The organism is Ruegeria sp. CDSA089 (assembly GCF_059612205.1).
On sequence record NZ_JBXWQD010000008.1, the window covers coordinates 34,319 to 60,588 of the forward strand.

Consider the following 26,270-nt stretch of genomic DNA (forward strand, 5'->3'; position numbering starts at 1 on the left):
CCTTGGCGTTGGGAGATCTAAATTCCCCCAGCCCTAATTTAGCTTATGCTTCCCAAGGAGGCTTCCTGAGTGCCGGATCATAGCTTCCCTCGATCAAGTCGAACTGCACATCCGCTTTGTCGTAAACACTCTTGCACCGTACCTGCTGACCGATTTGCTGCAGCCGATTATTCCGGCAAACAGGCGTGTCGTGAACCTCTCATCTGCCGCACAAGCCCCGGTGAACATCAGGGTCATGCAGGGCAATGTGCCGCTGGCGGATATGGAAGTCTATTCTCAGAGCAAGCTGGCGATCACCATCTGGACCCGGGAATGAGCCAAATCCCAAGCTGATGCGCCTGTGATGGTCGCGGCAAATCCCGGATCACTTTTGGCCTCGAAAATGGTGCAAGAAGGCTTTGGCGTTGCCGGGAATGACATGAACTTCAGTGCGGATATCCTGATCGAGGCCGCCCTGGGCGCGCGGTTTGCTGACGCATCAGGGGCCTATTTCGACAATGACAGTGGCGCTTTCGTAAACCCGCATGCCGCAGCACTGGACATAGATCACGTTGCCGATGTCATGAGCACCATCAAAGAATTGATCGCCCAAACGGGTTGAGCCAACCTGCGATCGCATCGAAATGCGCTTCAATTGCGACTTCTTTTTCTCCTTTAGCGTTGGAAATTTACTAGCAAACACCTGACAACTCTCTCTTCCGCTGCGCGTCTCTGACCAAAGCCGCGAGCCGATAGAAGCCATGAGCCATCTTAGTGTAGGGCGTCAGCAGGAAGAATGTCAGAACCGATCCAAGGTGGATGGCAAGCAGCGCGGGCATCAGAGTAGTCGAACCAAGGGCGTAAAGAACCAGCCCGCTGAGGCCGACAAAACCGAGTATCAGGATAAAACCGATGTCCCCACCCCATGCGGACGGGTCGCCAAGCTCGCAATCCGACTTTTGCTTAAGCAGAGCCATCGCTCCACAACCCACTGTCAGCAACACACCGCCCGAAATCCCGAACAGTTTTGGCAACGACCAAAACCCGTAGGGCGCGTGCAACCCAAACCCGTAGTGCATAATCGTCGCCACCGAGGTCGACGCAAAGCACAGCAGGAAGCCGTACATAATGGCTTGGTGAATGTGGCGTCGGGCCTGACTGAACCGGTCTTCGTCCTCGAAATTGCAACCCTCGCCGTGGCCTGCGGCCAAGTCCTGCATCTTGCCAGCGCGTTTGAACGCAGCTATCAGATCAGACATTTGGATAGGTTTGCCACCAACCTCCGTCCAATAGCGCCTCAGGCTGATAGCCAAGCTAAAGAGTGGCAAAAGGAATGCGGGCGCAAAGATTGCGACCATCGCATTGTGGGACAGGACGGTATAGAACCCCTCTCCTCCGCTTGATCCGATGGCACGAATTGCCCAGAACAACAGGGCAAATCCGATCACAAGCGCCAAGGCTATGGCCCCGCCGTGTGTGTGAAACCGGCGCGCCAAAGGCTGCGGCCAAGCGAAGCTTTCCCAGCTGTCCCGCCGCACTTCGGCCAGAGCTTTCGGCAGGTTCAGGTCAAACTCGTGCGGAGCTGTGTACTGACAGGCGTAGTAGCACCCCCTGCAGTTGTGGCACAGGTTGGCCAGTTGCGTGATGTCCCCATCCGAGAACGCGCGTTCCGCGTGCAGCGACGGGAAGACCGAACAATAGCCCTCGCAGTAGCGGCAGGCGTTGCAGATCTCGGCCTGACGGCGGGCTTCTTGAATAAGATCAGTTTGCATAAGCGGCTGCCTCACGTCCTGCAATGCGTCCAAAAACGGTTCCAATGGTCATGCCGAAACCGGCCAGATACCCCTGCCCCAGGATCGAACCCGCCATCGTCTCGCCCGCGGCCCATAGGTTTTTTATCTTGCCGCTGGGAGTCGAACACTGAGCCGTATCGTCGACCTTCAGCCCCAGATAGGTAAAGGTAACGCCAGTGCGCAGCGAGTAACCATAGAATGGCGGTTCGGAGATCGGGCGGGCCCAGTTGGTCTTGGGTGGGGTCAGACCGGAGGTCGTTACTCCGTCCAACTCGGTTGGATGAAATCCACTGGTGTCGCCGCATGCTTCGTTGAATTCAGCAACGGTTGCCTTCAGCTTGTCGGCAGGCAGGTCCATCATTCCAGCCAGGTCTTCCAAGGTATCCGCCTTTAGCGGCGGAAAGACCGAGGGCATGAACAGGTTCAGCGACTTGGCATCGATGATCACGTAGCCAACTTGACTCGGCTGCGCCGCCACCAGACGTCCCCAGATCGCATAGCGTTTGGGCCAGACGTCTTCGCCCTCGTCATAGAACCGCTCGGCATTCTTGTTCACGACGATTGAAAACGGCACGCAGTCTAAACGGGTGACGATGCCGCCGTCGAACTTCGGCGCCCGCCCGTCAATGGCGACGGCGTGGCATTGGGTTGGATCGCCAACGCTCTCGACGCCTTGATCCAACAGATCAGCCAGCACAACCCCCCGGTTATAGGGCGTCCCCCGGATCAGGAAGTTCTTTGCTGGCTCGCCCCATGCACGGGTGAGCCAATCCGTGTCGGCCTGAAACCCGCCCGAGGCAACGATGACGGCCTTGGGAGTGATGCGATGAGATTGGCCTTCATAGGTGTAGTCGACCCATTCAATCTGGTCGCCGTTCAGCTCAAGATGCGTCACGGCAGCTTCGTAAAGAACATCCACGCCCAAAGCTGCCGCTGTGCGGTAGTAGGCGTTCACCAGAGACTTCCCACCCCCCATAAAAAACGCGTTGGTCCGCGCCAGCGACAGTGTCCCAGACAGAGAGGGTTGGAACCGCACGCCGTGTTCTTCCATCCACGGCAGGCATTCCTCGGAGGTTCGGATCGCGAGGCGAGCAAGATGTTCGTCGGTTTTGCCGCCAGTGACCTTGAGCAGATCTTCAAGATACTCATCTTCACTATATTCTTCGATCAGAGGGCCCAGAGGAGCACCATGCATACAACGAAAATTGCGCGTATGGCGTGAGTTCCCCCCACGATAGGGTTTTGGTGCCGTCTCGAGGATCAGAACACGGGCGCCTGCCTCGGCAGCAGTCATCGCCGCGCAAAGGGCTGCATTCCCACCGCCGATCACAGCGATATCATAAGCTTCCTTTTGGGTTGCCATATCCTGTCTACCTATTGATTTTCGTCGGTTATCCGGTCGCGCTCTTGCAACGCCCGAATACGCATTCGTTGTGCGGCCTGAATATGCGCGCGCATTTCTGTTTCAGCCGCTGCACCATCGCGGGCCTTTAAGGCAGCCATGACGCGCTTATGCTCTGCCACTGCTTTCTCGGCCCGATCACCGTCCAGCAATTGCGATGGCCCAAGGATCAACAGCGCTTTTTGCAAAGACAACATAGACTTGGCAAGAAACCGATTCTTTGCCGCATCCAAAAGTGTGGCGTGAAAAATCCGGTTGATCCGAGCCGCCTCCGAGCCGGTGCCTGCCTCGGCCAAGCGATCGTTCAAAACGCCCAACTCGTCCAATTCGACATCCGACGCAGCACGCGCTGCTAAACGGGCCGCAGTTCCCTCGAGCACCGCGCGCATCTCATAGAGTTCCATTACTTCGGCGTAGTCGAGGCTGCGTACGGTTGCGCCCTGCCGGGGCACATGAGTGACTAGCCCGTCGGCCTCCAACTGACGGATAGCCTCCCGCACCGGTGTGCGGCTGACCCCTAATCGTTCTGACAGCTCAATCTCACGCAAGCGTTCGCCAGGCAGCAGTGTGCCCTCGCGAATCTCGTCCAGTAAGCGCTGATACGCAGAATTGCCTTGTGGGCCAGGCTGTAAGGGGTCGTCTTGAATGGTCATCGAGCGCTCGCTTGTCTTCTTGCGTCCAGTTGTATACATTTGGATACATAGCGAGTCAATATTGTTGGAAGCCGCGCCTTGCCCACCCAAGACAAAACACCTTCCCTCCTGACAAAGCGGGCCGTAACACTGGTCCTTGCACTGCTGGGCACCGGAGTATTTTGGACGTTGAATCTGCCGCTGCCCTTTCTGTTTGGCCCAATGAGCGCGTGTCTCATAGCCGCCCTGGCGCATGCCCCAATGGAAGGTTTTGGTCAGGTCTCGGTTGCAGCGCGCACCATACTCGGCGTTGCAGTTGGGGCTTCGATAACCCCTGCGCTGTTTGTTGAATTGCCAAAGATGGCAGCGTCTATCGCACTGGTCCCGTTCTTCATCCTGCTGATCGCGTTGGTCGGAGTGCCTTTCTTTCGCAAGTTCTGGGGGTTTGACTCCACGACCGCGTTTTACGCTGCCATGCCAGGCGGATTGCAGGACATGATCATCTTTGGCGCCGAAGCAGGCGCCAACCCGCGAACACTTTCCCTGATCCACGGAACGCGCGTGCTGATCATTGTAACGCTGGCCCCCCTGTTGCTGACAGTGTTCTACGATGCCCAGCTCACCAACCCAATCGGAGAGCCCGCGCGCGACCTGCCAATACATGAGCTGGCACTGATGGTACTGGCCGCTCTTATAGGCTGGAAAGGCGGTGAGCGGATCGGCCTGTTCGGTGCATCTATTCTCGGCCCAATGATCCTGACAGCAGCCCTATCACTGGGGGATTTCATTCATACCCGACCACCGCGCGAGGCCATCCTTGCAGCGCAATTCTTTATTGGCTGTGGGATAGGCGTGAAGTTCGTGGGCGTCACTTGGGTCGAACTCCGCCGGGTGGTTGCAGCGGGCGTCGCCTATGTCATCGTCCTTGCGATCCTCGCAGCCGCTTTCACTGCTGTTGTCACCACGCTGGGCTTCGGTCAACCGGTCGAGGCTTTCTTGGCCTTTGCCCCCGGCGGACAGGCCGAGATGACAGTGCTGGCCATCGTTTCGGGTGCGGATCTGGGCTTTGTGATCACCCACCATCTGACAAGGATCGTGCTGGTTATCATCGGCGCGCCTATAGCGGCCAATCTTATCCTGCGCTGGTCCAAACCTCGGGGTTGATCATGTGAATAGGGGCACCTTCAGCATAGGCGTTCACCTGATCGAAAATATCTGCGAATTGCAGGTCGAATTCGTCCTCAGTCACAAAACCTATATGCGGTGTCGCAATCAGGTTCGGGTGCGATAGCAAAGGGTCATTCGGGTCGGTGAGCGGCTCGGTATCGAAGACATCAATTGCGGCCTTCCCCGGGCGACCGGCGTTCAGCGCATCCAACAAAGCACCCGGAGCGATCAGCCCGGCCCGGGAGGTGTTCACAAACATCGCGCCCGGTTGCATCTGCGAAAAATCTGACGCTGTGATGATACCGTTCGTGTTGGGCTTCAGGCGGACGTGGACTGAGACAACATCGCAGTTGGCAAAGAACGCTTCGCGGCTTGTGGCAATCTGCACGCCGTCGGCCTGCGCGCGTGCCCGGCCTTCATCCGAAGACCACCAGACAACATTCATCCCGAATGCCTCGGCATAGCCAGCAACAGCGCGGGCGATACGGCCATATCCATACAGCCCCAACTTCCGCCCTCTCAGGGTCTTGCCAACCCCGGCCTGCCAATGCCCCGCTTTGACTGATGCCATCTGCGCAGGCAAGTCGCGCATCCCGGCCATGATTAGTGCCCATGTCAGTTCGGCTGCGGCATATGAGGGCGTCCCGCCATGCATGTTCGAACACAGCAGCACTCCGTTATCCGAGCATGCCTGCACATCGACGTGCGGATACACGCTGCGCTGGCTGATCACTTTCAGGTTTGGAAGATTTTCAATCAGATTGCGGGTTATCTTGGTGCGCTCGCGAAACAAAACCAGCGCCTCAGCCTCCTGCAAGCGTGTGGCCAACTCGCTGGTATCTTCGACATGATCTTTCCAGACCTTCACATTATGGTCGGAAAGTTTTCCGAAGCAAGGAAGGCCCTGCAGTGTGTCAAACCAATCATCCAGAATATGAACTTTCATCGACTTCCTATAGCCTACTCGGTGCTCAGTTTTCTTGGCGTCGGCACAAAATTAAGTTTGTCGAGTGCTTCAAGCGCATTGCGAACCCGTTCGCGTTGATCCAGCAGATGGTTGAATTGCTCATCGCACCCGGCAATTGGCGTTGGGTATTCCGCGATATCCTTTCGCAAAGCCGACTGCGCCAGCCTGAGTTCCTGACGCGCGATATCAAGGCATTCCGAATAGTCGTCCATCGTGATATCCTCATTATGTATACTATTGTATACCAATTAGAGGTTCCCACTTCAACTACCGTTCCACGCGGATTCCGGAACATAAACATGCCCATCCGCCAATTTACGCGCAGTCCTCACCAAACCGGCAGAAATTACGTTGAACTCCCCATCATTCGAGAAGTCCACCAGAACGTCGATCTTGCCTGAGGCGTGTTCCAAAACAACGTCTGCTGGGCTTGAATCCAGGCGATCAAGCAACCCGTCGGCGACGGTTCCGGGCGTCAAAGCGCAAGATGCCATGCATTGCGCGCCCGTAACGGCCATTGTCGGATGAGTTTTCCATGGCATGAAATACCGAACCGCAAGGGTTCCACCTTCTCTGGCGGGTGCCATCAGGCCGAATTTCGGAGTAACCGATTTCGATACGTCCCCCATACCCATCCGTTCCCCGGCTTCGATCCGCACGGCCTCCATCCGATCAAAGAAAGCACGGTTGGCATCCAGCTCTTCGGCGCTTTCATATCCTGTCAGTCCGAAATCGGCCGCCCGGGCTATCACCATCGGCATAGCGACGTCCATGCACGTTAGCTCGATCCCCTGCGCTGTGTCGCGCAAATTTCCAGTGGGCAGAAATGCACCTGTTGCCGAACCCACAACGCCCATGAAACTCAGCTGCACCGGTGCAGAATGACCGGGAACTCCGGCGACTTCCGCATCGCCCTCGTAGACCAACTCACCGCCCGGGGTTTGCACTTTGGCAACGACACGGGCGCCTGTATTAACTGCGCGAATGCGGATCTCGGTCACTTCGCCGGTGGGCTGAAACAAACCCATTTCGATCGCAGCTGGACCGACTCCTGAGAGGATGTTTCCGCAAGTAGGTTTGAAATCAACCAGCTTCTCATCAACAGAAACCTGCGCGAAGAAATAGTCGATATCCGCCCAGTCGTCTTCGCTGACGGATAACATCGCCACTTTGGTCGTCACTGCGTTTCCACCACCGATCCCATCGATATTGAGTGCTTGTCCAGCCCCGAGGGCAGCGACAAGAACATCGGCCAAAGTGTCCAAATTTTCGGGCAGATCAGAGCGCCGAAAATATGGCCCTCGGGACGTGCCACCGCGCATGAAAACATATGGGATTGCTGTCTGGGTCATTGCGAACCCTCCTTTACAAACCGTTGAAGTTTCTGATTTCAGCCCCGCCCGGCCCGCCAAATTGGCAGGCCGGGCAGCCGTGGAGTGCCTACTTGAGCGGCCATGGCAGGTTCACCATGTCTTGCAGCAGACCTGGCGGGAAATCCCGGTTCAGGGCACCGGCCATGAAGCACATGAAACCGATGCCGCAGGCCGTCAGGAGCAGCGTCATCTGCCAGCTGGACCCGGCGCGAATGCGGAAGAATGCGATCAGAAAACCGATCAGGGCGAGGATGAATCCTACAACCCATGTGGCCGCGATCAGACCTGCAAACCATGCGAGGGTCGACCAAAGTCCATGCGGCGCGCTCGCATCCTCACCGGCGAGTTCTTTGTCAGCAAAGATCGCATCGCCCTCGGGACGCCGCATCATTTGGATCAACAGGATGACGCAGCAAAACAGCGACACGCTGCCGATCACCAGCGGGATGATCTTGTCGGTCATGTTGTAGTCAGGGATCATGTTGGCATTGATCAACGCCACGATCAGGTAAGCCATGATCACCAGCAGGAAGATCAGCGGCGCGCGCTTGCTGCCGGATTTGACCTCACCTTCGGCCATGATCATCTTGGCTTGACGAATGCCCAGAATAACCGAAACCACGGTGACCACGATCAGTACGATAACGATCGGGCTGAAGACATACTCCATCCCCTCACCAAAGCTTTTGCGGAAGCGGAAAGAGGCTATCTGGAACGCCTGGTTGGTGAACTTCTCAACCGGGTTGGACAACACGAACCCAATCAGAAAGGCCGGGCGCGACCAGTCGAAACGGCGCAGGAAAATGCCGATCAGACCGATGACGAACAGAGCCAGCAGGTCTTCGAAATTCTGACCGGACTGGAACGCCGCAAAGCTGATCAGCATGAACAGGAACGGCGCCAGATAGGTGAAACGGATCGTGGTCAGCTTGGCGATCCCGCCCGAGGCAGCGATACACAGGATGGTGCCCACTACGTTGGCAAGAGCCAGCAACCAGACAATCGAATAAGTGATGTCGAGATTGTCCTTGAGCATGCTAGGCCCGACCTCGATATCGCCAGATCCCAACAGTGCGACAGCGCCGATAAAGATCGCCATTGAACCCGAGCCAGGGATACCAAACAGCAGCGTTGGAACCAGCCCCCCGCCCTCCTTGGCGTTGTTCGAGCTTTCCGGCCCGATGACGCCTCGCACTTCGCCCTTTCCGAAGTTGCTTTTGTCTTTTGTCGATTGAACCGAATGGCCATAAGCGATCCAGTCAACAACCGAGCCTCCGAGGCCGGGAATAACACCAACGACCACGCCAATGATCGAACAGCGGACCGACAGCCAAATGTTCGCGGCCCAGTCTTTGACGCCATCCAGCCAACCGGCCCCTAGCGAAGCGCCCTTGGCAATGGATCGGTCTTGTCGCAGCAGCGAGACGATTTCGGGCACCGCAAAGATACCCAAGCCAACGATGACCAACTTCAGACCATCGGTCAGGTAAGGAATGTCATACGTCGCCATACGCAGCGAACCGCCTGCGTCCGCCTCGCCAATCGTACCGACCATCAGGCCCAACCCTGCGGCGGCGACACCCTTCAGCGGGACACGCCCGGCGAGGATAGCGACCATCGACAAGCCAAGAATGGTGATCATCAGCATCTCGGGCAGACCGAATGCCAGAACGATGGGCCGCGCGATCAGGATAAACATGGTCAGAAATGTTGCGCCGACCAAACCGCCAAACAGCGATGACGCAAAGGCCGCTGACAATGCCCGCGCGGCCTCGCCCTTTTTCGCCATCGGGAAACCGTCCAACACCGTCGCCTGTGAGGCGGAACTGCCGGGGATGCCCATAAGAACCGAAGCAAAGGTGTCAGAGGTTGGAACAACGGCGACCATCCCGATCATCAGCGCCAACCCAAGAATAGGGTCCATGCCGAACATGAAAGGAAGCAATAGGGACAGACCAGCAATACCGCCAAGCCCGGGGAAAACACCTACTGCCAGTCCCATAACGACACCGAGAACAAGGTACCCCAGAACAATTGGTTGCAGGATCAGACCCCACGCATCACTGAGCGCAGGAAGAGCGGTGGCGAAAACCTCCATAGCGGCCGCCTTTCATAAATTGTCTTGTGTTTGGAAAAGCGCGCGCCCGACATTGGGGCACGCGCAGTGGTGTTTGGGCTTAGTTCAGCTCGACACCATAGGCTTCTTTGAGCCAGTTCAGGACATAGGCCTTGGCGTTGTCGTCGACGTTTGTCGCAGTTTGCAGCGCCGACTTGGAGCCGTCACCAACAAACACAGGATATTTGCCCACGCGCTTCGAGGAGATGTCGGCAAAGTCGCCTCGCTCGGTCACAGCTTGGAACGCTGCGGTGTAGGCGTCGACCACTTCCTGAGGCGTGTCACCCGGCAGGAAGGCCAGCTTCTGAACCGGGAAACCGGCCACAAAGAACGCTTTCCACGCATCCCATGCCTCACCGCTGGTTTCACAGCCATCGGTCGCTTCGCATACTTCTTTGAATGTCGGGATGTCCGGGAAGGTCGGGTCGCGCACGATGTTGCCGTCCGCATCCAGAGCACCCCAAGTCATCATCGGCACAGCCTGACCGGATTCAACCAGAGGTGCCGATCCACCCAGATAGCCGGACGAGGTCTGATAATCGATGTTGGCTTCACCCCGCTCGAACATCAGGCGACCATCGCCACGGCCTTTGATGCCAAAAACAGGCTCAACATTCATGCCCAGCATTTGCCACGCCAGCAGCGGTACAAGGTCAAGGCGTGTCGCGCCCTGCGAACCGTAAATAAAGTTTGTGTCTTTCAGCGCGTTCGCAGAGCCATCAAACTTTGCTCCGTCTTCGGCGTTCAGATAGGCAACACCACCCGTTCCTGACGCCATAACCGGGATCCAATCGTTGTACTCGTAGCGCACGCGAGGATCGCTCAGCAGATATGGGAATTGAGTTGAACCAGAGGTGCCAAACAGCAGCGTCCCGTCGTCATGGCTCTGCTCCTGAAACCAGTTTGCGCCTTTGGTCGAACCAGCGCCCGGCATGAATTTCACGACAACTGTCGGTTGACCCGGTAGAGCCTCCGACAGAAGCGGCGCAAAGAAGTTGGCCCATTTGGCAGACCCGCCCGTTTCCGAGAACGGGATAACCCATTCAACGGTCTTGCCGGAGAAATCGACCTCGGCAGCGGCAGGTGCGGCGATACCGGCGGCGGCGATCAGCCCCACGACGGCCCGACGGGTGAAGTTGGAAATGGTCATTGGTTCCTCCCTGTTGACCAGACAACCACGCCAGCGCCCTCTGCACCACCGTGATCGCAAATAGAACTGTGGGGTTGATTCCCCATCCCATCTGGCAATCATGGAGCACCAACCTTGCGCGAAACTTGCAGGAGCCCTGATGCGGATCGTCATCGTCGAAGACAACGAGACCCTCGCCAACGCTATTGCTTATCGTCTGCGTGACCGCGGTCATGCGGCAGAAGTGCTTTCGGATGGCGACGAGGCTGACTTGTATCTTGCGCAAGAGGGCGCCGACTTAGTTGTTTTGGACATCAATTTGCCCGGACAGTCAGGGCTAGAGATCCTGAAATCTCTTCGTAATCGTGGTGACAGCGTACCGGTGATCTTGCTGACGGCACGTGCCGAAACAAGCGACCGGGTTTCCGGGTTGGATATGGGTGCAGATGATTATCTGGTTAAGCCATTCGAAATGGACGAGTTGGAAGCACGCATCCGGGCGCTTTCTCGACGCAAAGACCTCGACTACGGAGCAAAAGAGAGCATCGGCGGCCTGGAATTCGACCGCGCTGCACGTCAGGTAAGTGTGCAGGGCACTGTTATGGATATCCCGCGGCGGGAAATAGCCGTGCTTGAATGCCTGTTAGAGCGCAGGGGCAGAATTGTGCCCAAAAGCCAACTTACAGATTACGTCTATGGCGTGGGTGCCGATGTCGAGGCCTCGGCCGTTGAACCTCATGTATCTCGGCTGAGAAAACGTCTTCAGGATCTCGGTATTAGAATAAAGACAGCCCGAGGTCTGGGATATCTGCTTGAGGTGCAGAAGTGATCAATCACGGCTCGCTCAGGTTAAGACTTTTCATTCTTATCCTAACCCCTTTGGTACTAATTGCAGCCTTGCTTGGTCTTTGGCGCTTTATGATTGCACAGAATACGGCGCAGGAATTGTTCGACGACAGCCTGTTATCTGCTGGCCTAGCCATATCGCGAGATGTTGCGATTTCGGGGGGTGATGCGCTGTCACCAACGACACGCAGCATGATCCGCGACGCGTCCGGCGGAGAGATTTTTTACCACGTAACAGGCCCCGGCGGCATCTATGTGACTGGCTATGCGTACCCTCCGGCCGCCACCAACCCATCTGCTCAAGAGGTGTACAAACCGCAGTTTTTCGAAGCGCTCTACCGCCAAGAACCAGTGCGCGTTCTTAAGATGACGGAGCGCGTGACCATAGACAATCTAATCGGAGATGCGACAGTTACAGTTTGGCAACGCATGGCGGATCGCAATGCGTTTGCGAATGAATTGTCTATCCGCGCAGGAATTCTGATGGGCGTTCTGCTGGCCACCCTCGCTATTGTGGTGTGGTTCGGCGTCGCTCGTGGCCTTAGGCCGTTGTTGGATTTGCAGGACGCAATAGACCTGCGTTCACCAGATGACCTCAGTGAGATCAAGCGCGCTGTCCCAGTCGAAGTTCAAGGAGTTGTCAAAACCTTGAACCGGCTTTTTGGACAGGTGGAAAACAGTATCAACGCCCATCAAGTGTTTATTTCCGAAGCTGCACATCAGCTGCGGAACCCAGCGGCCGCCGTGCAGTCGATGGCCGAAGCGCTGCAGGACGCGAAAACGGATGGCGACCGAGAAAAACGCATCTCCGAGCTTGTTGCGGCGGCAAAAAACTCAGCGACGGTGGCGGAACAGCTGTTATCGCTTGAAAGGCTCAGGCAGCCGACGCACGAAAATCAAATGGTTGAAATTGACTTTCGCTCGGTCGTGGAAGAAGCCTGCGCTGAGATGGGAGTTAATATCCTTGCAAAGGGCATCGAGTTTGATGTCACGATGCCTGAGACGGCGGTCACGGTGTTCGGCGACCGTGTCTTTCTGATTGAGGCTCTAAAGAACCTGCTGGATAACGCGGTCAAACATGGTGGCCCAAAGTTGAGCCAAATCTCAGTTGTGCTGCGGTGTGACGGCAAATGCGTCAACCTAACTGTGACCGACGATGGTGCTGGCCTTTCACCAGACCAAAGCGAAGCGGCATTCAATCGGTTTTCTCAGTTGGAGTACTCCGAGGGCAGCGGATTGGGGTTGTCAATCGTCTCTGCAGTGGCGCGGCGCCACGGAGGAATGGTCGAAATCAACCTAGTCGAAAGAGGAGCGAGCATTACGCTTGAGCTCCCCATAGTCCTGGACCGTTCTTTCGATTGACCGCGTCGGGCTCTAACCAGTCCTTCGCTGCACTTGGCCCAAACGCGCCCCCAACCCGCCAGCATCAGCGACCCACATCAGCCCTCCGGAACGACGCGTCAGCGGACGTTTCAGCACCAGTGGGCTGTCGATCTAGCTGTCTAGGCCGCGCCCATTAACCACCTCTCTAGCGGTTAAAATACCCCCGAATTCGCCCCAATTTCTCGGGCTTCGCTGAAAAGCTGAGTCTAATCATTGGTCGGCAAGGAACCCTACCACCCCAACCAGTTCATCGGAACATGGAATGACACTCGGCTCTTGGGGTTGAACCTTCCGAGAAATGCCCCGGTTTATGCCACAGTGGTTACGGGTGTTTAGGGTGCGTCCTCAGAGATCGTTGATACGGAAGCGCCCGATATGTTTTTGTATTCAGCCGCCATCTTATTGAACAGATCCAAGTTCACATGGGCTTTCCAGCGACCATAAGGCCGCAGAGTAGACAGGCAACCCGAGATGCTAACCGGGCCTAAAGACTGACCCAGGAACGCAGCACCGGCAAATGGCGTGTCAACCGTACCCAGCGACAGCGCCTCATTCAGCGCAGCCTCTTCGCTCAATTGCGAGGGCGGGCAGACCTTCAACATGAAACGGTCGATGGTCTTTTCTTACAAAAGCTCGGCGACACGCACAGCCGCTGTAAGATATGGTGTTGAAGCCCCGTGGACACGGCCAAAACGCAGAGTCTACTTTACCAGACCAGCCTTTTCTCCGAGTGCAAGAACACGGGCGATCCCAAAGGCGGTTTTTTTAAATTTCATCCTTAGGAGCAATTCCTTCGGGTTGCTTGAAGACCTTCGCCGGTCTACCGAAATTGTTCAGACCTTTGCATTTATTCCGCCGCCAGTTCCGCTGAAAAACGGAAATCTTCGATGGTTTCGGGTTTTATTTCGATCGAGAACCCTGGCTTTTCCGGCGCCATATAGGCCCCGTTTCTCACCACACAGGGATCGACGAAGTGCTCGTGCAGGTGATCAACATATTCGATCCGCTTGCTGTCTTTCTCGCCCGAGATCGCGATGTAATCGATCATCGACATATGTTGGACATATTCGCACAGACCCACGCCCCCGGCATGGGGCCAGACGGGCAAGTTGTATTTCGCGGCCATCAGCATGACGGCCAGAACCTCGTTCAATCCTCCCATCCGACAGCTGTCGATCTGAACGATGTCGATCGCGCCTTCTTTGATGAATTGTTTGAACATGATCCGGTTCTGGCACATCTCACCCGTCGCCACTTTGACCGGCGCAACCCCTTCGCGGATTTCCTTGTGGCCAAACACGTCATCGGGGCTGGTGGGTTCTTCGATGAAGTACGGGCTTGCAAAGGACAGGGCCTTGACCCAGTCGATGGCCTGATCCACTTCCCATACCTGATTGGCGTCGATCATGATGTTTATGTCTTCGCCTAGAACCTCGCGGGCGATGGTCAGACGACGTATGTCATCGTCAAGGTCGCGGCCCACCTTGAATTTGGTGTGGGTAAAGCCTGCGTCCTTGGCCTCCTGACACAGGCGGCGCAGCTTGTCGTCGGGATAGCCCAGCCACCCGGCCGAGGTTGTGTAACACGGGTAGCCTTCGGCTTTCAGCTTGGTGATGCGGTCGTCTTTGCCCGGCGCGGCGGCGCGCAGCATGGCCAGCGCTTCGTCCGGGGTGATCGCATCGGTCAGATAGCGAAAGTCGATCAGGCGCACGATATCTTCGGGGGACATGTCACCCACCAATTGCCAGACGGGTTTCCCCGCCTCTTTCGCCCACAAATCCCACGCCGCATTCACCACCGCGCCCGTAGCCAGATGGATCGCACCCTTGTCCGGCCCGATCCAGCGCAACTGGCTGTCTCCGGTGATATAACGCCAGAAGCGGCCCATATCTTCGGTGATCCATTCTAATTCCAAACCCTTGACCAAAGCGCCAAGCGCTTTGATCGCGGCCACGCAGATCTCATTGCCGCGCCCAATGGTGAACGTGAGGCCGTGGCCCTCATGCGCACCATCGGTTTCCAGCACCACATACGCGGCGGAATAGTCGGGATCGGGGTTCATCGCATCCGATCCGTCCAGACTGTCCGAGGTCGGAAAGCGCAAGTCTTCGGTTCGAATGCCGGTGATGCTGGTCATGCGCTGGCCTTTACATCCTGCCGTTGCACGCCCAGCCCCTCGATCCCCAACTCCATCTTGTCGCCGGGCTTCAGATAGGTTTGCGGGTTCTGTCCCATCCCAACACCCGGAGGCGTCCCGGTCGAGATCACATCGCCCGGCTGCAGCGACATGAATTGCGACAGGTGCGAGATCACCGTGGCAACGCCGAAATGCATCGTCTTGGTCGAGCCGTCCTGATAGCGATGCCCGTTGACCTCAAGATACATCGGCAGGTTTTGTGGATCCGGCACCTCATCGCGCGTAACCAGCCAGGGGCCGATTGGGCCAAACGTGTCGGCAGACTTGCCCTTGACCCACTGGCCCGAGCGGTGCAGCTGAAAGTCTCGCTCGGACAGATCATTGACTACGCAATAGCCCGCGACATGATCCAGCGCGTCCTCTTCCGAGACGTATTTCGCCTCTTTCCCGATCACCACGCCCAGCTCGACCTCCCAGTCGCTTTTGACCGAGTTGCGGGGGATTTCGACCGTGTCATTGGGACCGATGATGGCGGATGTGGCTTTAAAGAAGATGACTGGTTCGGCGGGCAGCTCCATGCCGCTTTCGGCGGCGTGGTCGGCATAGTTCAGGCCGATGCAGATGAACTTGCCCACCTGGCCCACACAGGCCCCAATGCGCGGGTTGCCCTCGACCAACGGCAAGGTTGCCGTGTCGATCGCTCGCAAAGCATCAAGACCGGCATCGGACAACACCTCGCCCGAGATGTCTCCAATCGTGCCCGACAAATCACGGATCGCGCCGTTTCCATCCAGCAGTCCCGGCTTTTCCTGACCAGCAAGGCCATAACGCAGCAGTTTCATCTAAGTCTCTCCTTGCTTACACGGTCCAGCCGCCGTCGATGGCGAAAGTCTGTCCAGTGGTAAATCCACTTTCATCGCTGGCCAGATAGGTCGCCAGCGCTGCAATCTCGTCTGCGTGGCCAATCCGCCCCATCGGTTGCCGCGCGATAAAGTCTTTCAGTGCCTGATCGTAGTCACCGGTTGCCCGCAAACGGTCATGCAAACTGGGGCTGTCTACGGTTCCGGGGCAAATTGCGTTGCAGCGAATGCCCTGTGTTACGAAATCCGCTGCAATTGACTTTGTCAGCCCGATCACCGCAGCCTTGGACGTGCAATACGAGAACCGGTTCGGCACACCCTTAATCGAAGACGCAACCGAGGACATGTTGATGATCGACCCCCCGCCGGCCTCCAACATGCCCGGCAGCACCAGCTTGGCCAGCCGGTACATTGCCTTGACGTTCAGATCAAAACTGAAATCCCACTGGCCCTCGTCACAATCCAGGATCGAGCCCGCACCCACAAAGCCTGCGCAGTTGAACAGAACATCCAGAGGACCAGTTTGCTCCACCGCTTCTGTCACTGCATCCGCGTCTGTGACATCCAGCTTCAACGCGGTGACACCTTCGAGTTCGGCCAGTTCAGCCAAGGTGTCGTCGTTGATGTCGCAAGCTATCACATGAGCGCCCTCGGCCACGTACCTCTCGACGCTGGCGCGTCCGATGCCTTGCCCCGCAGCGGTAACCAAAGCTTTTTTTCCGGCCATTCGGCCCTGAGTTGGGTTCATATTGATCTCGATCATTAGTTCAGATTTTAGGTGTTGGCCGGTGTGAGCGATCAAAGCCAGCCGTCTTTAGCCTGGGTTTAACACTGGACTTCAGCCTTGCTCAGACCGGCAATGCGTCAGCGCTCTGGAATTTGGCTTGGCGGTCTTTTCTACCACGATTCCTCCCCACTATATTATTTAAATGCAAATCATACTTTCATTTATAAATCAACATTGACTTCTGATTACGACCCAAGCGATGATCGAACGCTCAGACTCATCGGCCTGACCAGGAGGGCAAAGTGGCAAATTCGTCAGAGAAATACCGCGCTCCAGCGTTAGAAAAAGGACTTGATATTATTGAGCTTCTTGCCCTTCACGGCGACGGAATATCACAAGGTGAAATTGCGCGAGCCTTGCAACGTTCGCAAAGCGAAATTTACCGAATGCTATCCACATTGGTGCGGCGGGGGTATGTCGTTCGATCGAAGGACGGTGATCTTTACTCCCTAAGCCTGAAAATGTTCGCAGTGTCCCAGGGGCATCCACCAATTGAACGCCTGATGGAGGTTGCCTCCCCCAAAATGCGCGCAGTCACCAGACTTGCCTGGCAGTCTTGTCACCTTGGTATGGAAAGCAATGGAGACATCGTCGTCGTTGCTTCGGTTTCGGCCCCAGGAAATTGGGTGTTTTCGTTGCGCGTAGGCACTGTCATTGGCCTAAGCAACACAGGTACTGGCCGCGTTTTGGCTGCGTTTCGAAGCGACCAACAGATCGAAGAACTTCTGGATATGCATCGGTTGGCACAGGGAGAACCGGAAATCGACCGCAGTGAGTTCCTAGAGCATGTGAGCCGTATTCGGGAAGTTGGTTACGAGCGTATGCCATCTGCAACAGCAGTGGGCGTCACGAACCTTGCCTTTCCCGTCTTCGACCGTGAACGTGTGCCAATTTGTGTCGTGAACTGCCCCTATGTCGAGCGTATCGACAAGTTAGACGTGCCATCGTTGGATGAAGTACATCTGTTGTATCAGTCTTTGGCCGACGAGCTTACCAATTTCTACTCTGGCGAAAGCAGTTTACTGACCGAGCATTGACGGGAAAGGTTATGTGACCCCATTGAAGCTCCGCTGACCCAACAACGGACGCAGGGTACCCGGTGCATCAATTGCGGCAGCCCTCGGCCGACTGCCGTTGACTTGTTACCGGCTTAAACCGACGCAAAGTTTCCTTCAGATATCGCTTAGAAACGCGAATGCTCGGGCCTTTTTGTTTCTGGGGATATGGACACCGACGTCGGAGACGCGGCGACCCCACTGGCAGCCTCAGCGTGGGGGACGCTCTCGCGCATTTTGAGGCGGACAACGGTGAACATACCAGCGACCAACATCAGCACCCAACACATCCATTGGACCGCTCTGTCACTGCCAAGAAGAGATCCGATCCCCCCAAAAATTGGCCCGACCACGCTGCCGACGGTGTAAACAAACAACAAGGTGACAGCTGTGGCGCCTACATAAACAGGAACTGTACGGTCCATGGCATGCGCGACAAGGACCGAATAGAGCGGCATGATCAGTCCTCCCAGAAACACAGAGCCGATTATCATGACAACTTGCAGCACGAGCCCGCTTTCCCCGGCGATTGTAAACCCCTCGTTGCGTGAGGCAATTGACAGGATCATGACGGTCAAGGCGGCGCTCAGTGACATCGCCGCGATCATATAGCGGCGGTCCATTCGATCTGATGCGTGGCCGATTGGGAACTGAAACAGAATACGTCCCAAGTAGAAGGCTGCCACGACAAACGCGATCATATTTGCGCTCATCCCTGCGACCGAAGCCTGATAAGGCAAAACAGTCAGCAGCAGCGCCAACACGAAGCCGTTCACAAACACTCCGATGAACGCGGTTGGGGATTCCCGGAAGGACGCGATAAGGCGCAACTGCGCGTGCGCAGGCACACTGGGGGGAGAGGTTCGAGTCGGCACCAGAACGATGATCGCAATCGAATAAAGTGCGGACATCATCACAAACGCTTCGGACAAATCGCCCGAGAACAGTATGATAAAGGCCTGGCTTGCGACAGACGTCACACCCAAAACGATGTAGTAGATGGACAGGATGCGCCCTCTGCTATTTGCGGGTGCAGAGTCGTTGATCCACGCATCCCCAATGGAATACAGACTGGCCGTAGCCAATCCGGTCGCAAATCGCGCAGCAATCAGGACAAAGGTGTTTTCTGAGATCGACAACAACAGGGCACACAGGCTGCACAATGCCGCCGAGGCTGCAAATGCCCGTATGTGACCAATCCGGGCCAAAGGCCGAAAGATAAAGAAACACCCAAGCAAGAAACCCATAGAATAGCTTGCAGCGACGAAAGACGCTGCCTCTTGGCTGCCACCGGAATCCGCAATGCGCAACGACACCAAGGTGCCCAAAGCCGCCGTCGACAGGTGGATCATTCCAATGGACACAAACAACGAACGCAGAGACACAATGGATATTGTCATTTCAGCCTCATATTGGTTTGCAAGCTACGGACCCGACGACAGTTATCGTTGTCTACAGCTTGAATTTCACGCCGATAAGCAAACCGTGCTGTTCAACGTCATAGACGAACCCGTCTCCATCCTCGCGATCGACAGAGAAGTACCGGTAACCACCGACCACATCCACGGTTTTACTTACCCGGTAGCCGAAACCGCCGAACACATCCGAGGTGAAATCCGACCCCCCACCTCCGACAAATGCCCAACCAGTCACATACCAGTCTTCTGAAACATATGATTGACCGCGAAGACCAATGATACCATCGAACCAATCGTCCCCTCCGCTGACCTCACGGCCCGGAACGGTCCCGGCACTGAGCGAACCGTCAATGGATACGTCATAATACCGAAGGCCAACCGCCAGTCTCAATTCGGATGTTTGCGTTGCGAGGGCCACGTATTCCGGCCCAAGCGTTGCAATCAGAATATCGGTGTCAACAACGGCCGAGCTAAAGGCTGGGCCAGGTGTTGAGGCGCTGGAATTGAAGTCAAAATACTGAAGATCGCCAAAAACCCCGAACCTGTCCTTTGTTGCTGATCCAGCGATCATGAAACCGATTTCCAGTTCGTCCAGCAAGTCGCTGAAAGACGCGTCGACACCCAATGTCGGCGCTCGTGGCCCCGGAGACACATCGCCATTCAGACTGGGCATCCAAAGATATGGGGTCAGCGCGAAATCCCACCCGGATGCCGCCTCCTGAGCCTGTCCGGAAAGAGGTGCAAAAGTCAGCGCCAAAGCGACTGCAGGCCTCCATGCTGCGATCTGGGTACGTTTTCCCTGATGGCTACTCCGGTGTGTTTCGGACAAATTTTTCCGATGCATGTTTCAATTTCTCCTCAACCAGCGTCATTTTGCATGTGACGGACTATCTGCGCCGCGGGTCGTCTGCACCACGCGTTGGCCGGGCTTGTGGCCCCGATCGTTTCGGTCCACTCGGTATGTGCGGCCATTTTCTTCAGTGTTTCCGGGAATGCGGTGGCCAGCACTGTCACGTTGCCATCCCAACCCTGTTCTTCGATCAGCGTCTTACGGGCGCCCGGCTCTTGGTCCGCGTGAACCTGAACATACTGATCTGCCTTGGACACTTCAAGCGGGTAGATCGCCGCGACAAGGATCTGAATCAGCAGCGTATCCGGATAAAGCGCAACCGGAGCGGTAAGTTTCTGAAGCTCTTCCGCCGTAAACTGGGCCTCGTCCGCTGTTTCTGCCGCTTGCTCAGTCGATGTGTTCTGCGCCGTTGCTCCGACAGGTGCAACCAACACGGCAGCGATCCATAGAAATGCCAAAAGAACGGTCGATCTTGTGCGCATCTCAGGGATTCCTTTTCCGAAATTCGCTGAAGCCGAGGACAAGGCAGTTACTGGCGCGACTGGATGGTCTATTCATCCGCCCACCCTCACAACTTGCAGCAACCCGTCGATGCCGGTGCCAATTTTGCGACCCACAGGGAAACTGACATCCGATTCAAAACTTGAGTTTTCACTCAGGGCAGTGCCGATCAACTGCGCGATTTCGGGCGAGTCCTTGAATTTCGAATGTGCCAATGAGCCCGTATTTTTGACTGCGCTAAGGTCGATTGCATTAACGCCCAGTTCGGCCAAATCCTCGGCTGGGATCTGTCCCAGACGCGAGACACCGCCGGCGACCCGTTGGCTGGCCCTGAGCGCCTTGTCATCCTGAGACACAAGCACGACGAACCGTCGATACTGTTCCGGAAACCTGCGAATTTGCGTCAGAAACAGATCTATATCTATATCGGGTGCGGCCAGAACGACGTTTTGGGCCTTCCCCGTCGGGTTCAGCCCGGTCGTCATTGAAATCTGCCGCCCGGCCTCCATGACCAGGAATGTGCCCATCGAATGAGCCACTAGATCGTATCCTTCAATGTTGCTGCTTTCCATGACGGAAAACATGCTGACCAGGTGATCTCGAGCGATCAGGGCGCTGTTTATGTCGTAGACATATTTGACGGTCTGCCCGCTTGAAGCCCAGGTGAACAAGATCGGGACCCCCTTGTATCCGGAATCTTCGACGAATTGGGCCATTTGCAAAACCGCGCTGGTCAGGTTCGTGTTATAGCCATGCACGAACAACAGCACTTCGTGATCATTGCGGGGCAAAGCTCGCACCGAACGGCTGACTTCTTGCCGGAATTGGGTTCCGTCACTGAACAACTGCGGCGCTGTGATCACGAAATGCTTGCGTGGGTCGGCAGGCAGGGATGACGGTCGTTCAATATTCCCTTTCTGATGATCCGGGGGGATGGTGACGTCGACAGCAGCAAAGCTCATGTCAGAGGCACGGTCGCCTGAAAAGAACTCGGATGGGTCGTCAGACAGAGCGCGCGGCGTCGCAATGTAGATCCTATGGCGGGTGAGTTCCGGAACGCTGGAAACTGGTATTGCGGTTTCGACGCCCACAAGGTTTTGGGGCCCGCCGCACCCCGCGCAAACACTTAGCAGCATGACGATCAAAAAGCGCATTGAAACCAGTCCTGTTACAGGTCTGTCGAGTGGGGCCGCTATATTGGGCGCCCCCCGGAGGCGTCATTGGAACTGAATCTTTATGGATTGTTCGACCGGGGCCGACAGCTTTACACCCGTGGATTTATGGCGCGCAACGATCACTACGCACGCAGCGTTGACCAGCGTAATATCACCAGCCGATTGAACCGGGACGACACCACCGGCCACTCCGAAATATTGCCCAACAAAATCCAGCGGGTCGGTCAGACCATATACCTCACCCTCAATCTCGCCGACGCGAGCACCCGACTCCAAGGCCTTCACGCCGTTGGCCGAGAAGGGGATCTCTTGCCCGTCATTCAAGGTCAGAACACCTTTGCCCCATCGAACCCCAACAAGGATCGAGAAGCTTTGGCCGTTAAAGGTGATCTTTCCGGAAAGCGGCAGGTTTTCTCCGCAGGGGGCATTGGCCGTCTGCGCTGTGGCCGCAGGTATCTGCGTAAAGGAAAGCGCCAGGATGGCAACGGTATTGAGTGCTGTTTTCTTAGAAATAAACGGGATCATTGCGGTCTCCTACTCGGAATAGGGTTTCAAAGGATGTGTCTCGGGGGACTTATTGTTCGGGTGTTTGCCGCATGAAGAAGAACTCCTCGACAACAGCCTTGGTTTCGGGACGTAAGTTGACGATCCCGTCATAAGGGACACCGGTGCCCGGAGGCGTATCGGGGTATTTCTGTTTGCGTAGGAAATGCCGCTGGATCATGTTGACGAATTTCGCGCTGCCCCAGGCACCGATCTCGGTCGAGACGGGATATTTTTCCTGTGGGTCGCGAAACAGGTCGTAGAAATCCGCGAGGATCGCGTTTTCGATGTTTCCGCCGGGGATCGCCAGCTTGTATTGCTCTTTAACCACGGCCTCCAACTTGTCGATGTTGTAGAGGAACACGTAGTCCCGGCGGCCATGCGCCTCGCCATTCAGCAGCAGGGACGTCTGGTCAATGCCGTCGATAACCCGATCCCGCGGAATTGCATCGGTGGCCCCAGCCACACGCGCTAGCGTTGTGAACAGATCGGTGACATGGACCATATCGCCAACAACCGATCCGGCCTGGATCATCTCGGGCCAGCGAACAAAGGCGTCCACGCGAACGCCACCCTCGGTCGTGGCACCCTTGCCGCCCCGGAAGATCATGGGCGTGTAACCTGACTGAGGCGCGTATTTTGTGAAATGCCCGTTGTCACCCATAATGATGACGATGGTGTTGTCGGCGACGCCCAACGTCTCCATCTCGGCCAAAAGGTCGCCGATCCAGGTGTCCACCAGCTTCATTTTCTCGACATAGTGACCGCCATTGGGCGTCGTGTATTCGCTGGTTGTCGTGCGCGGTCCGGTTAACGGATAAAGCGGCCAGTATTGCAAGAAGAACGGCTCGTCCTTGGCGGCAAGGCTACGTAGCTGTTCCATTGCCTGCTCTTGATATCGCACGTTCATTTCATGGTACTTGGCTTCGTTCCAACGTTCGCCCGGTTCCATATGGACCTCGCGCACGTCCTCGTTGCGCACGCCTTCCACTCCAGTGGCCAAACGCGAAGCGTCAGTGCGCAACCAACGATCCATCGTATAGAGATCGTCATAGTTGTTGTCGCCGATCCCAATCGAGACCTCCTCGTCGGCTGCATCGTCGTGATAGATCGTCAACTGACCCTGCTGATGGATCGGAAAAGCCGCAAAATCGAAACCTTGGTAATTTGGCCAGGACTCGCGGATATCGCCCATGTGCCACTTTCCGATATGGGCGGTGTTGTATCCGGCATCTGACAACAGCTCGGCCAGTGTCACCTCATCTTCAGCTAGGCCGAAGCCCGCTAACTCGACCTGCGTGTTGCCCATCCCATTCCGATGCGGCTGTCGGCCGGTCATAAAAGCCACGCGGGTTGGTGTGCAGGAAGGTTCCGTATACATCCGCGCCAGCCGCATACCTTCGGCGGCGAATTGATTGATCGCAGGGGTCTTATATCCACGGATCATGTTCAGGGTTTCACTGCCCAGATCGCCAAAGCCGATATCGTCAATTAAGATATACAGAACATTCGGCGGCTTGCCGTCATTGGCGTCCTGAAATTGGGCCAGTGTAGCGTCGATTTCCTGATCTTCGCGCGCCCATTCTTCGCCGTTCTGCGCTTCGAGAATGTAGTATTCGGCGTCCCTGACGATCGGCCCGCTCTGCGCGCCGACTTGCGTGCCGGTCAACACCGAAATACCTGCGATCAGCGCGGTTGCGAGGGTGTGGCTATTGCGCGGCTCTGTCATGCTATCATCCCGTTTTCTGATCCAAGAACCCTGATCGCCCAGCGGGTCGGAAACTTCCGAAACAGCTTGAACCATCAGATGGTTGTGCAGACAATTGGATGATGCAAAACGCCACCGAACAATGTAACTTGGGGCGTGTAACCGTTACAGATTGTCTGTGAGGCGACCCGCCTATGGCTGAGACCGAAATTGACAGGGAGGAAAAACAAGCCGCTCTGCGTCGCGTTGTTGAAAGCGACGAATTCGGCGGGGCCGAACGCCTGAGGGCTTTCCTGACCTACGTGGTCGAACAGGAACTGGCCGGGCGACCAGACATGATTTTGGGAAAAAGGATCCTGGAAGAGGTGTACCACAAAGGCCCTTGTGCCGATGGTGCGCCAGAAAACGTGGTCAGGGTTGATGCCACCAGATTGCGCCAAAGGTTGGATCTTTACTATGGCACCGAAGGTCGAGAGGACCCGGTGCGCATTTATATCGACAAGGGGGGCTACACCCCTCGTTTCGAACTGAAGTCTATGACGAGCGAGCCGGCCCCTCGGGCTCGTCCCGCATTTCGGGCAAAATGGGTTCTGGGTGGCACTCTTGTTGCAGGGCTTGCGGCAGCGGTCTATTTCAGCTTCTTGCGCACGGACACAACCCCTGAGGCGCTATCGCCTGAAGCACGATCCGCGTTGTTCGAAAATAATCCCACCAACCTGTTGGCCAGAAACATGACCCAAGAGGCGCGGGGCTTGCTGTTTCCTGCGCCCGAACTGGTGCGCGTTTCAGCCGCGCTGGACATGTTTGAAGAGGCAATGCGACTGGACCCGAACTACTATGGCAGCTACGCGGGGGCTTCGCAGGCGTCGACCATTCTTGCCGGGCTGTCCCCCAACGCGGAGATGCGTCAGGCCTATATGCAATCAGCTAATGAATTGGCGGAACGCGCGCTCGAACTGGATTCGACCAAATCCTGGAGCCATTCCGCCAGGGCCTTTTCGCAAATGGTACGTCGCGATTTTGCTTCAGCGCAAACCTCCAGTCGCCGTGCCTTAGAGCTTGAGCCCGATGACCTATACGCGCTTGAAATCGATGCCATAATTTCGGTGTTTTCGGGCGATTTCGAACGGGCGATAGCCAACGCAAACCCAAAACTTCATCAACATCGCCCCGGACGGGGACTGCCTTGGCGCAACACGTTGGGGAATGCGTATTTCCACGCGGGTGAATACCAAAAGTCGATCACTCACCTGACGCAAGCGGTCCGTTCTGGAGGTCCCATAAGCGAGATCAACACCGCCCATCTTATCGCTGCCTATCAGGCATCTGGACAGCATGAAAAAGCTAGGGAAATGGTTGTTGCGTTTCAAACGTCGTGGCCGGAAAGCCGTGTTTCGCAGGTCCTAAAAGCCTTGTTCGAGGACATAGCCGATGCAGAACGTGTTTTGCGACAATTGGCGGCTGCTGGATGGATCGATCCGGTCTCGCGATAAGTCCATTCGATTGTAGTATTGTTTCCTTTTTTGATTGCGTGGGTTGGGCTGGCGAGCGGAGACGTGTCGCGGCCAGTTACGATCACGCGGACTCCGCCTACATGCTTCGGAGCTATGTCGATCGCGCAAACATGGTTTGGGCTTCACATAGGCAACAGCGGGCACACTTTTTTGCCGAAGAACAATAGGGATGACCGAGATCGGTAGAACAACCAGCATCCGCTGCAAACCCAAAGGTTTAACTCCGCCTTTACTTATCGATTTTGCTGATCTTTGTCCCCTTAAGACTAGTTCCCGCCATCAAACCTTCCTGACCGAACACTATTGGAACGATATCTCCTTGAAGGTCATTGGTGCCCATGGAAGCAGACCAGCCTTGATCACCACCAACCAGTGTCGGTCCGGTGCCTGCCTCCCAGCCATTGTTGTTGCGAAAATATTCAAGGGCAGCGTCGTTCATGAAGAACATTGCATATGAGAATTGCTGAACACCCGCCTGAAACCCGTATGAGGCACCCGCAATATTGTAGTAGCCCGTTGTGACCCCATTCTCGCGCATAGCGCCTTCACCGAATTGACCTCCGACGACCAAGCCACCTGCAGTGACTTTCGGAAAAATCAAAATGGCTATCGCTTCTTCGGACAAGTCTCTGGCTTCGGATGAGTTGCTGTACAATTGATCAAGTGCGGCACTTGCCCCATTGTCGATTTCGGACGCGGTCAAACCACTGGTCGTGTCCAAAACAGCCTCGCTTGCAGTTTCAGCGACATCACCTGCCTTTTTGGCCGCGTCGGAAACGCCTTTCGTCACCTTGTCCAGAAGGTTTTCCGCATATGCGGATTGCTCGGTGGGAAACCCTAAAATGCCAACAAACAAAAATGCGGCGAAAAATATGAAACGCAACATCTTATCCTCCCTGTTCATCCGAAGTGACTTGGCAAAAAAGCACTTGCTG

General features: G+C 56.1%; 26 protein-coding genes. 7 read left to right on the forward strand and 19 right to left on the reverse strand.

What is annotated here, in order from left to right:
* Nucleotides 1–190 precede the first annotated feature (190 nt).
* Together AC2FJ6_RS17475 and AC2FJ6_RS17480 are read left to right on the forward strand one after the other, a co-directional pair.
* Entirely contained in the window at nucleotides 191–316 is a 126-nt protein-coding gene (locus tag AC2FJ6_RS17475) for a hypothetical protein (RefSeq protein ID WP_269149831.1), read from the forward strand.
* 27 nt (nucleotides 317–343) lie between these two features.
* A complete protein-coding gene (locus AC2FJ6_RS17480; protein ID WP_174819525.1) occupies nucleotides 344–601 on the forward strand; it encodes a hypothetical protein in 258 nt (85 codons plus the stop codon).
* Between the two features lie 70 nt (nucleotides 602–671).
* Here the strand turns inward: AC2FJ6_RS17480 and tcuB are convergent, their stop codons facing one another.
* The 3 genes from tcuB to AC2FJ6_RS17495 are packed head-to-tail and all read right to left on the reverse strand — an operon-like array spanning nucleotide 672 to nucleotide 3,827.
* Nucleotides 672–1,751: a tricarballylate utilization 4Fe-4S protein TcuB gene (gene tcuB / locus AC2FJ6_RS17485; RefSeq protein ID WP_496669606.1), complete on the reverse strand. Its 1,080-nt coding sequence runs from the start codon at nucleotides 1,749–1,751 to the stop codon at nucleotides 672–674.
* Nucleotides 1,741–3,135: an FAD-dependent tricarballylate dehydrogenase TcuA gene (gene tcuA, locus AC2FJ6_RS17490; protein ID WP_170775661.1), complete on the reverse strand. Its 1,395-nt coding sequence runs from the start codon at nucleotides 3,133–3,135 to the stop codon at nucleotides 1,741–1,743. The genes tcuB and tcuA overlap by 11 nt, the downstream gene beginning before the upstream one ends.
* An 11-nt stretch (nucleotides 3,136–3,146) precedes the next feature.
* Nucleotides 3,147–3,827: a GntR family transcriptional regulator gene (locus tag AC2FJ6_RS17495; RefSeq protein ID WP_170775663.1), complete on the reverse strand. Its 681-nt coding sequence runs from the start codon at nucleotides 3,825–3,827 to the stop codon at nucleotides 3,147–3,149.
* A gap of 78 nt (nucleotides 3,828–3,905) precedes the next feature.
* On the opposite strand from AC2FJ6_RS17495, the gene AC2FJ6_RS17500 reads away from it, so the two are divergent.
* A complete protein-coding gene (locus AC2FJ6_RS17500) occupies nucleotides 3,906–4,970 on the forward strand; it encodes an AbrB family transcriptional regulator (RefSeq protein WP_496669608.1) in 1,065 nt (354 codons plus the stop codon).
* Here the strand turns inward: AC2FJ6_RS17500 and AC2FJ6_RS17505 are convergent.
* The 5 genes from AC2FJ6_RS17505 to AC2FJ6_RS17525 all read right to left on the reverse strand — a co-directional run bounded on the left by AC2FJ6_RS17505 (nucleotide 4,939) and on the right by AC2FJ6_RS17525 (nucleotide 10,579).
* Nucleotides 4,939–5,919: a D-2-hydroxyacid dehydrogenase family protein gene (locus AC2FJ6_RS17505; RefSeq protein ID WP_496669610.1), complete on the reverse strand. Its 981-nt coding sequence runs from the start codon at nucleotides 5,917–5,919 to the stop codon at nucleotides 4,939–4,941. The genes AC2FJ6_RS17500 and AC2FJ6_RS17505 overlap by 32 nt on opposite strands.
* Before the next feature lie 14 nt (nucleotides 5,920–5,933).
* Nucleotides 5,934–6,152 (reverse strand): hypothetical protein, encoded by a 219-nt coding sequence (locus tag AC2FJ6_RS17510; protein ID WP_170775669.1) that lies wholly within the window; start codon nucleotides 6,150–6,152, stop codon nucleotides 5,934–5,936.
* A gap of 51 nt (nucleotides 6,153–6,203) precedes the next feature.
* Entirely contained in the window at nucleotides 6,204–7,292 is a 1,089-nt protein-coding gene (locus AC2FJ6_RS17515) for a 4-oxalomesaconate tautomerase (RefSeq protein ID WP_496669612.1), read from the reverse strand.
* An 88-nt stretch (nucleotides 7,293–7,380) separates the two neighbouring features.
* Complete coding sequence (locus AC2FJ6_RS17520; RefSeq protein WP_480878380.1) at nucleotides 7,381–9,411, reverse strand: tripartite tricarboxylate transporter permease; 2,031 nt, start codon at nucleotides 9,409–9,411, stop codon at nucleotides 7,381–7,383.
* A gap of 79 nt (nucleotides 9,412–9,490) precedes the next feature.
* Nucleotides 9,491–10,579 (reverse strand): type 2 periplasmic-binding domain-containing protein, encoded by a 1,089-nt coding sequence (locus AC2FJ6_RS17525; protein WP_155150290.1) that lies wholly within the window; start codon nucleotides 10,577–10,579, stop codon nucleotides 9,491–9,493.
* 139 nt (nucleotides 10,580–10,718) lie between these two features.
* On the opposite strand from AC2FJ6_RS17525, the gene AC2FJ6_RS17530 reads away from it, so the two are divergent.
* Entirely contained in the window at nucleotides 10,719–11,387 is a 669-nt protein-coding gene (locus AC2FJ6_RS17530; protein WP_480552939.1) for a response regulator transcription factor, read from the forward strand.
* Nucleotides 11,384–12,766 (forward strand): sensor histidine kinase, encoded by a 1,383-nt coding sequence (locus AC2FJ6_RS17535; RefSeq protein ID WP_331252153.1) that lies wholly within the window; start codon nucleotides 11,384–11,386, stop codon nucleotides 12,764–12,766. Before AC2FJ6_RS17530 ends, AC2FJ6_RS17535 begins: the two co-directional genes overlap by 4 nt.
* A 353-nt stretch (nucleotides 12,767–13,119) precedes the next feature.
* Here the strand turns inward: AC2FJ6_RS17535 and AC2FJ6_RS17540 are convergent, their stop codons facing one another.
* The 4 genes from AC2FJ6_RS17540 to AC2FJ6_RS17555 all read right to left on the reverse strand — a co-directional run bounded on the left by AC2FJ6_RS17540 (nucleotide 13,120) and on the right by AC2FJ6_RS17555 (nucleotide 16,547).
* Entirely contained in the window at nucleotides 13,120–13,389 is a 270-nt protein-coding gene (locus tag AC2FJ6_RS17540) for a hypothetical protein (RefSeq protein WP_496669614.1), read from the reverse strand.
* Nucleotides 13,390–13,634: 245 nt separating this feature from the next.
* Entirely contained in the window at nucleotides 13,635–14,924 is a 1,290-nt protein-coding gene (locus AC2FJ6_RS17545; RefSeq protein ID WP_170787812.1) for an L-fuconate dehydratase, read from the reverse strand.
* Entirely contained in the window at nucleotides 14,921–15,766 is an 846-nt protein-coding gene (locus AC2FJ6_RS17550) for a fumarylacetoacetate hydrolase family protein (protein WP_480719387.1), read from the reverse strand. Before AC2FJ6_RS17550 ends, AC2FJ6_RS17545 begins: the two co-directional genes overlap by 4 nt.
* 16 nt (nucleotides 15,767–15,782) lie before the next feature.
* A complete protein-coding gene (locus AC2FJ6_RS17555) occupies nucleotides 15,783–16,547 on the reverse strand; it encodes an SDR family oxidoreductase (protein ID WP_214646851.1) in 765 nt (254 codons plus the stop codon).
* A gap of 266 nt (nucleotides 16,548–16,813) precedes the next feature.
* Between AC2FJ6_RS17555 and AC2FJ6_RS17560 the strand changes: the two genes are divergently transcribed.
* Nucleotides 16,814–17,608, forward strand: a complete 795-nt coding sequence (locus AC2FJ6_RS17560; RefSeq protein WP_170775035.1) for an IclR family transcriptional regulator — start codon at nucleotides 16,814–16,816, stop codon at nucleotides 17,606–17,608.
* Nucleotides 17,609–17,754: 146 nt separating this feature from the next.
* Here the strand turns inward: AC2FJ6_RS17560 and AC2FJ6_RS17565 are convergent, their stop codons facing one another.
* The 6 genes from AC2FJ6_RS17565 to AC2FJ6_RS17590 all read right to left on the reverse strand — a co-directional run bounded on the left by AC2FJ6_RS17565 (nucleotide 17,755) and on the right by AC2FJ6_RS17590 (nucleotide 23,842).
* Nucleotides 17,755–19,026: an MFS transporter gene (locus AC2FJ6_RS17565; RefSeq protein WP_170775037.1), complete on the reverse strand. Its 1,272-nt coding sequence runs from the start codon at nucleotides 19,024–19,026 to the stop codon at nucleotides 17,755–17,757.
* Between the two features lie 52 nt (nucleotides 19,027–19,078).
* The gene (locus tag AC2FJ6_RS17570) at nucleotides 19,079–19,888 is read right to left on the reverse strand and encodes a hypothetical protein (protein WP_170775039.1); all 810 of its coding nucleotides are present in this window, start codon (nucleotides 19,886–19,888) and stop codon (nucleotides 19,079–19,081) included.
* A 14-nt stretch (nucleotides 19,889–19,902) separates the two neighbouring features.
* On the reverse strand, nucleotides 19,903–20,376 hold the full coding sequence (locus AC2FJ6_RS17575; RefSeq protein WP_170775041.1) for a DUF3300 domain-containing protein: 474 nt from the start codon (nucleotides 20,374–20,376) through the stop codon (nucleotides 19,903–19,905).
* Between the two features lie 72 nt (nucleotides 20,377–20,448).
* Nucleotides 20,449–21,549, reverse strand: a complete 1,101-nt coding sequence (locus tag AC2FJ6_RS17580) for an alpha/beta hydrolase (RefSeq protein WP_170775043.1) — start codon at nucleotides 21,547–21,549, stop codon at nucleotides 20,449–20,451.
* Between the two features lie 63 nt (nucleotides 21,550–21,612).
* A complete protein-coding gene (locus AC2FJ6_RS17585; RefSeq protein WP_170775044.1) occupies nucleotides 21,613–22,095 on the reverse strand; it encodes a hypothetical protein in 483 nt (160 codons plus the stop codon).
* A gap of 49 nt (nucleotides 22,096–22,144) precedes the next feature.
* Nucleotides 22,145–23,842: a sulfatase-like hydrolase/transferase gene (locus AC2FJ6_RS17590; RefSeq protein ID WP_480552516.1), complete on the reverse strand. Its 1,698-nt coding sequence runs from the start codon at nucleotides 23,840–23,842 to the stop codon at nucleotides 22,145–22,147.
* Between the two features lie 173 nt (nucleotides 23,843–24,015).
* Here AC2FJ6_RS17590 and AC2FJ6_RS17595 point away from each other — a divergent pair, with 173 nt between their 5' ends.
* A complete protein-coding gene (locus AC2FJ6_RS17595; protein WP_496669616.1) occupies nucleotides 24,016–25,314 on the forward strand; it encodes a tetratricopeptide repeat protein in 1,299 nt (432 codons plus the stop codon).
* A gap of 250 nt (nucleotides 25,315–25,564) precedes the next feature.
* Here AC2FJ6_RS17595 and AC2FJ6_RS17600 read toward each other — a convergent pair whose 3' ends face one another.
* A complete protein-coding gene (locus AC2FJ6_RS17600; RefSeq protein ID WP_170787231.1) occupies nucleotides 25,565–26,239 on the reverse strand; it encodes a lipid-binding SYLF domain-containing protein in 675 nt (224 codons plus the stop codon).
* Nucleotides 26,240–26,270 lie beyond the last annotated feature (31 nt).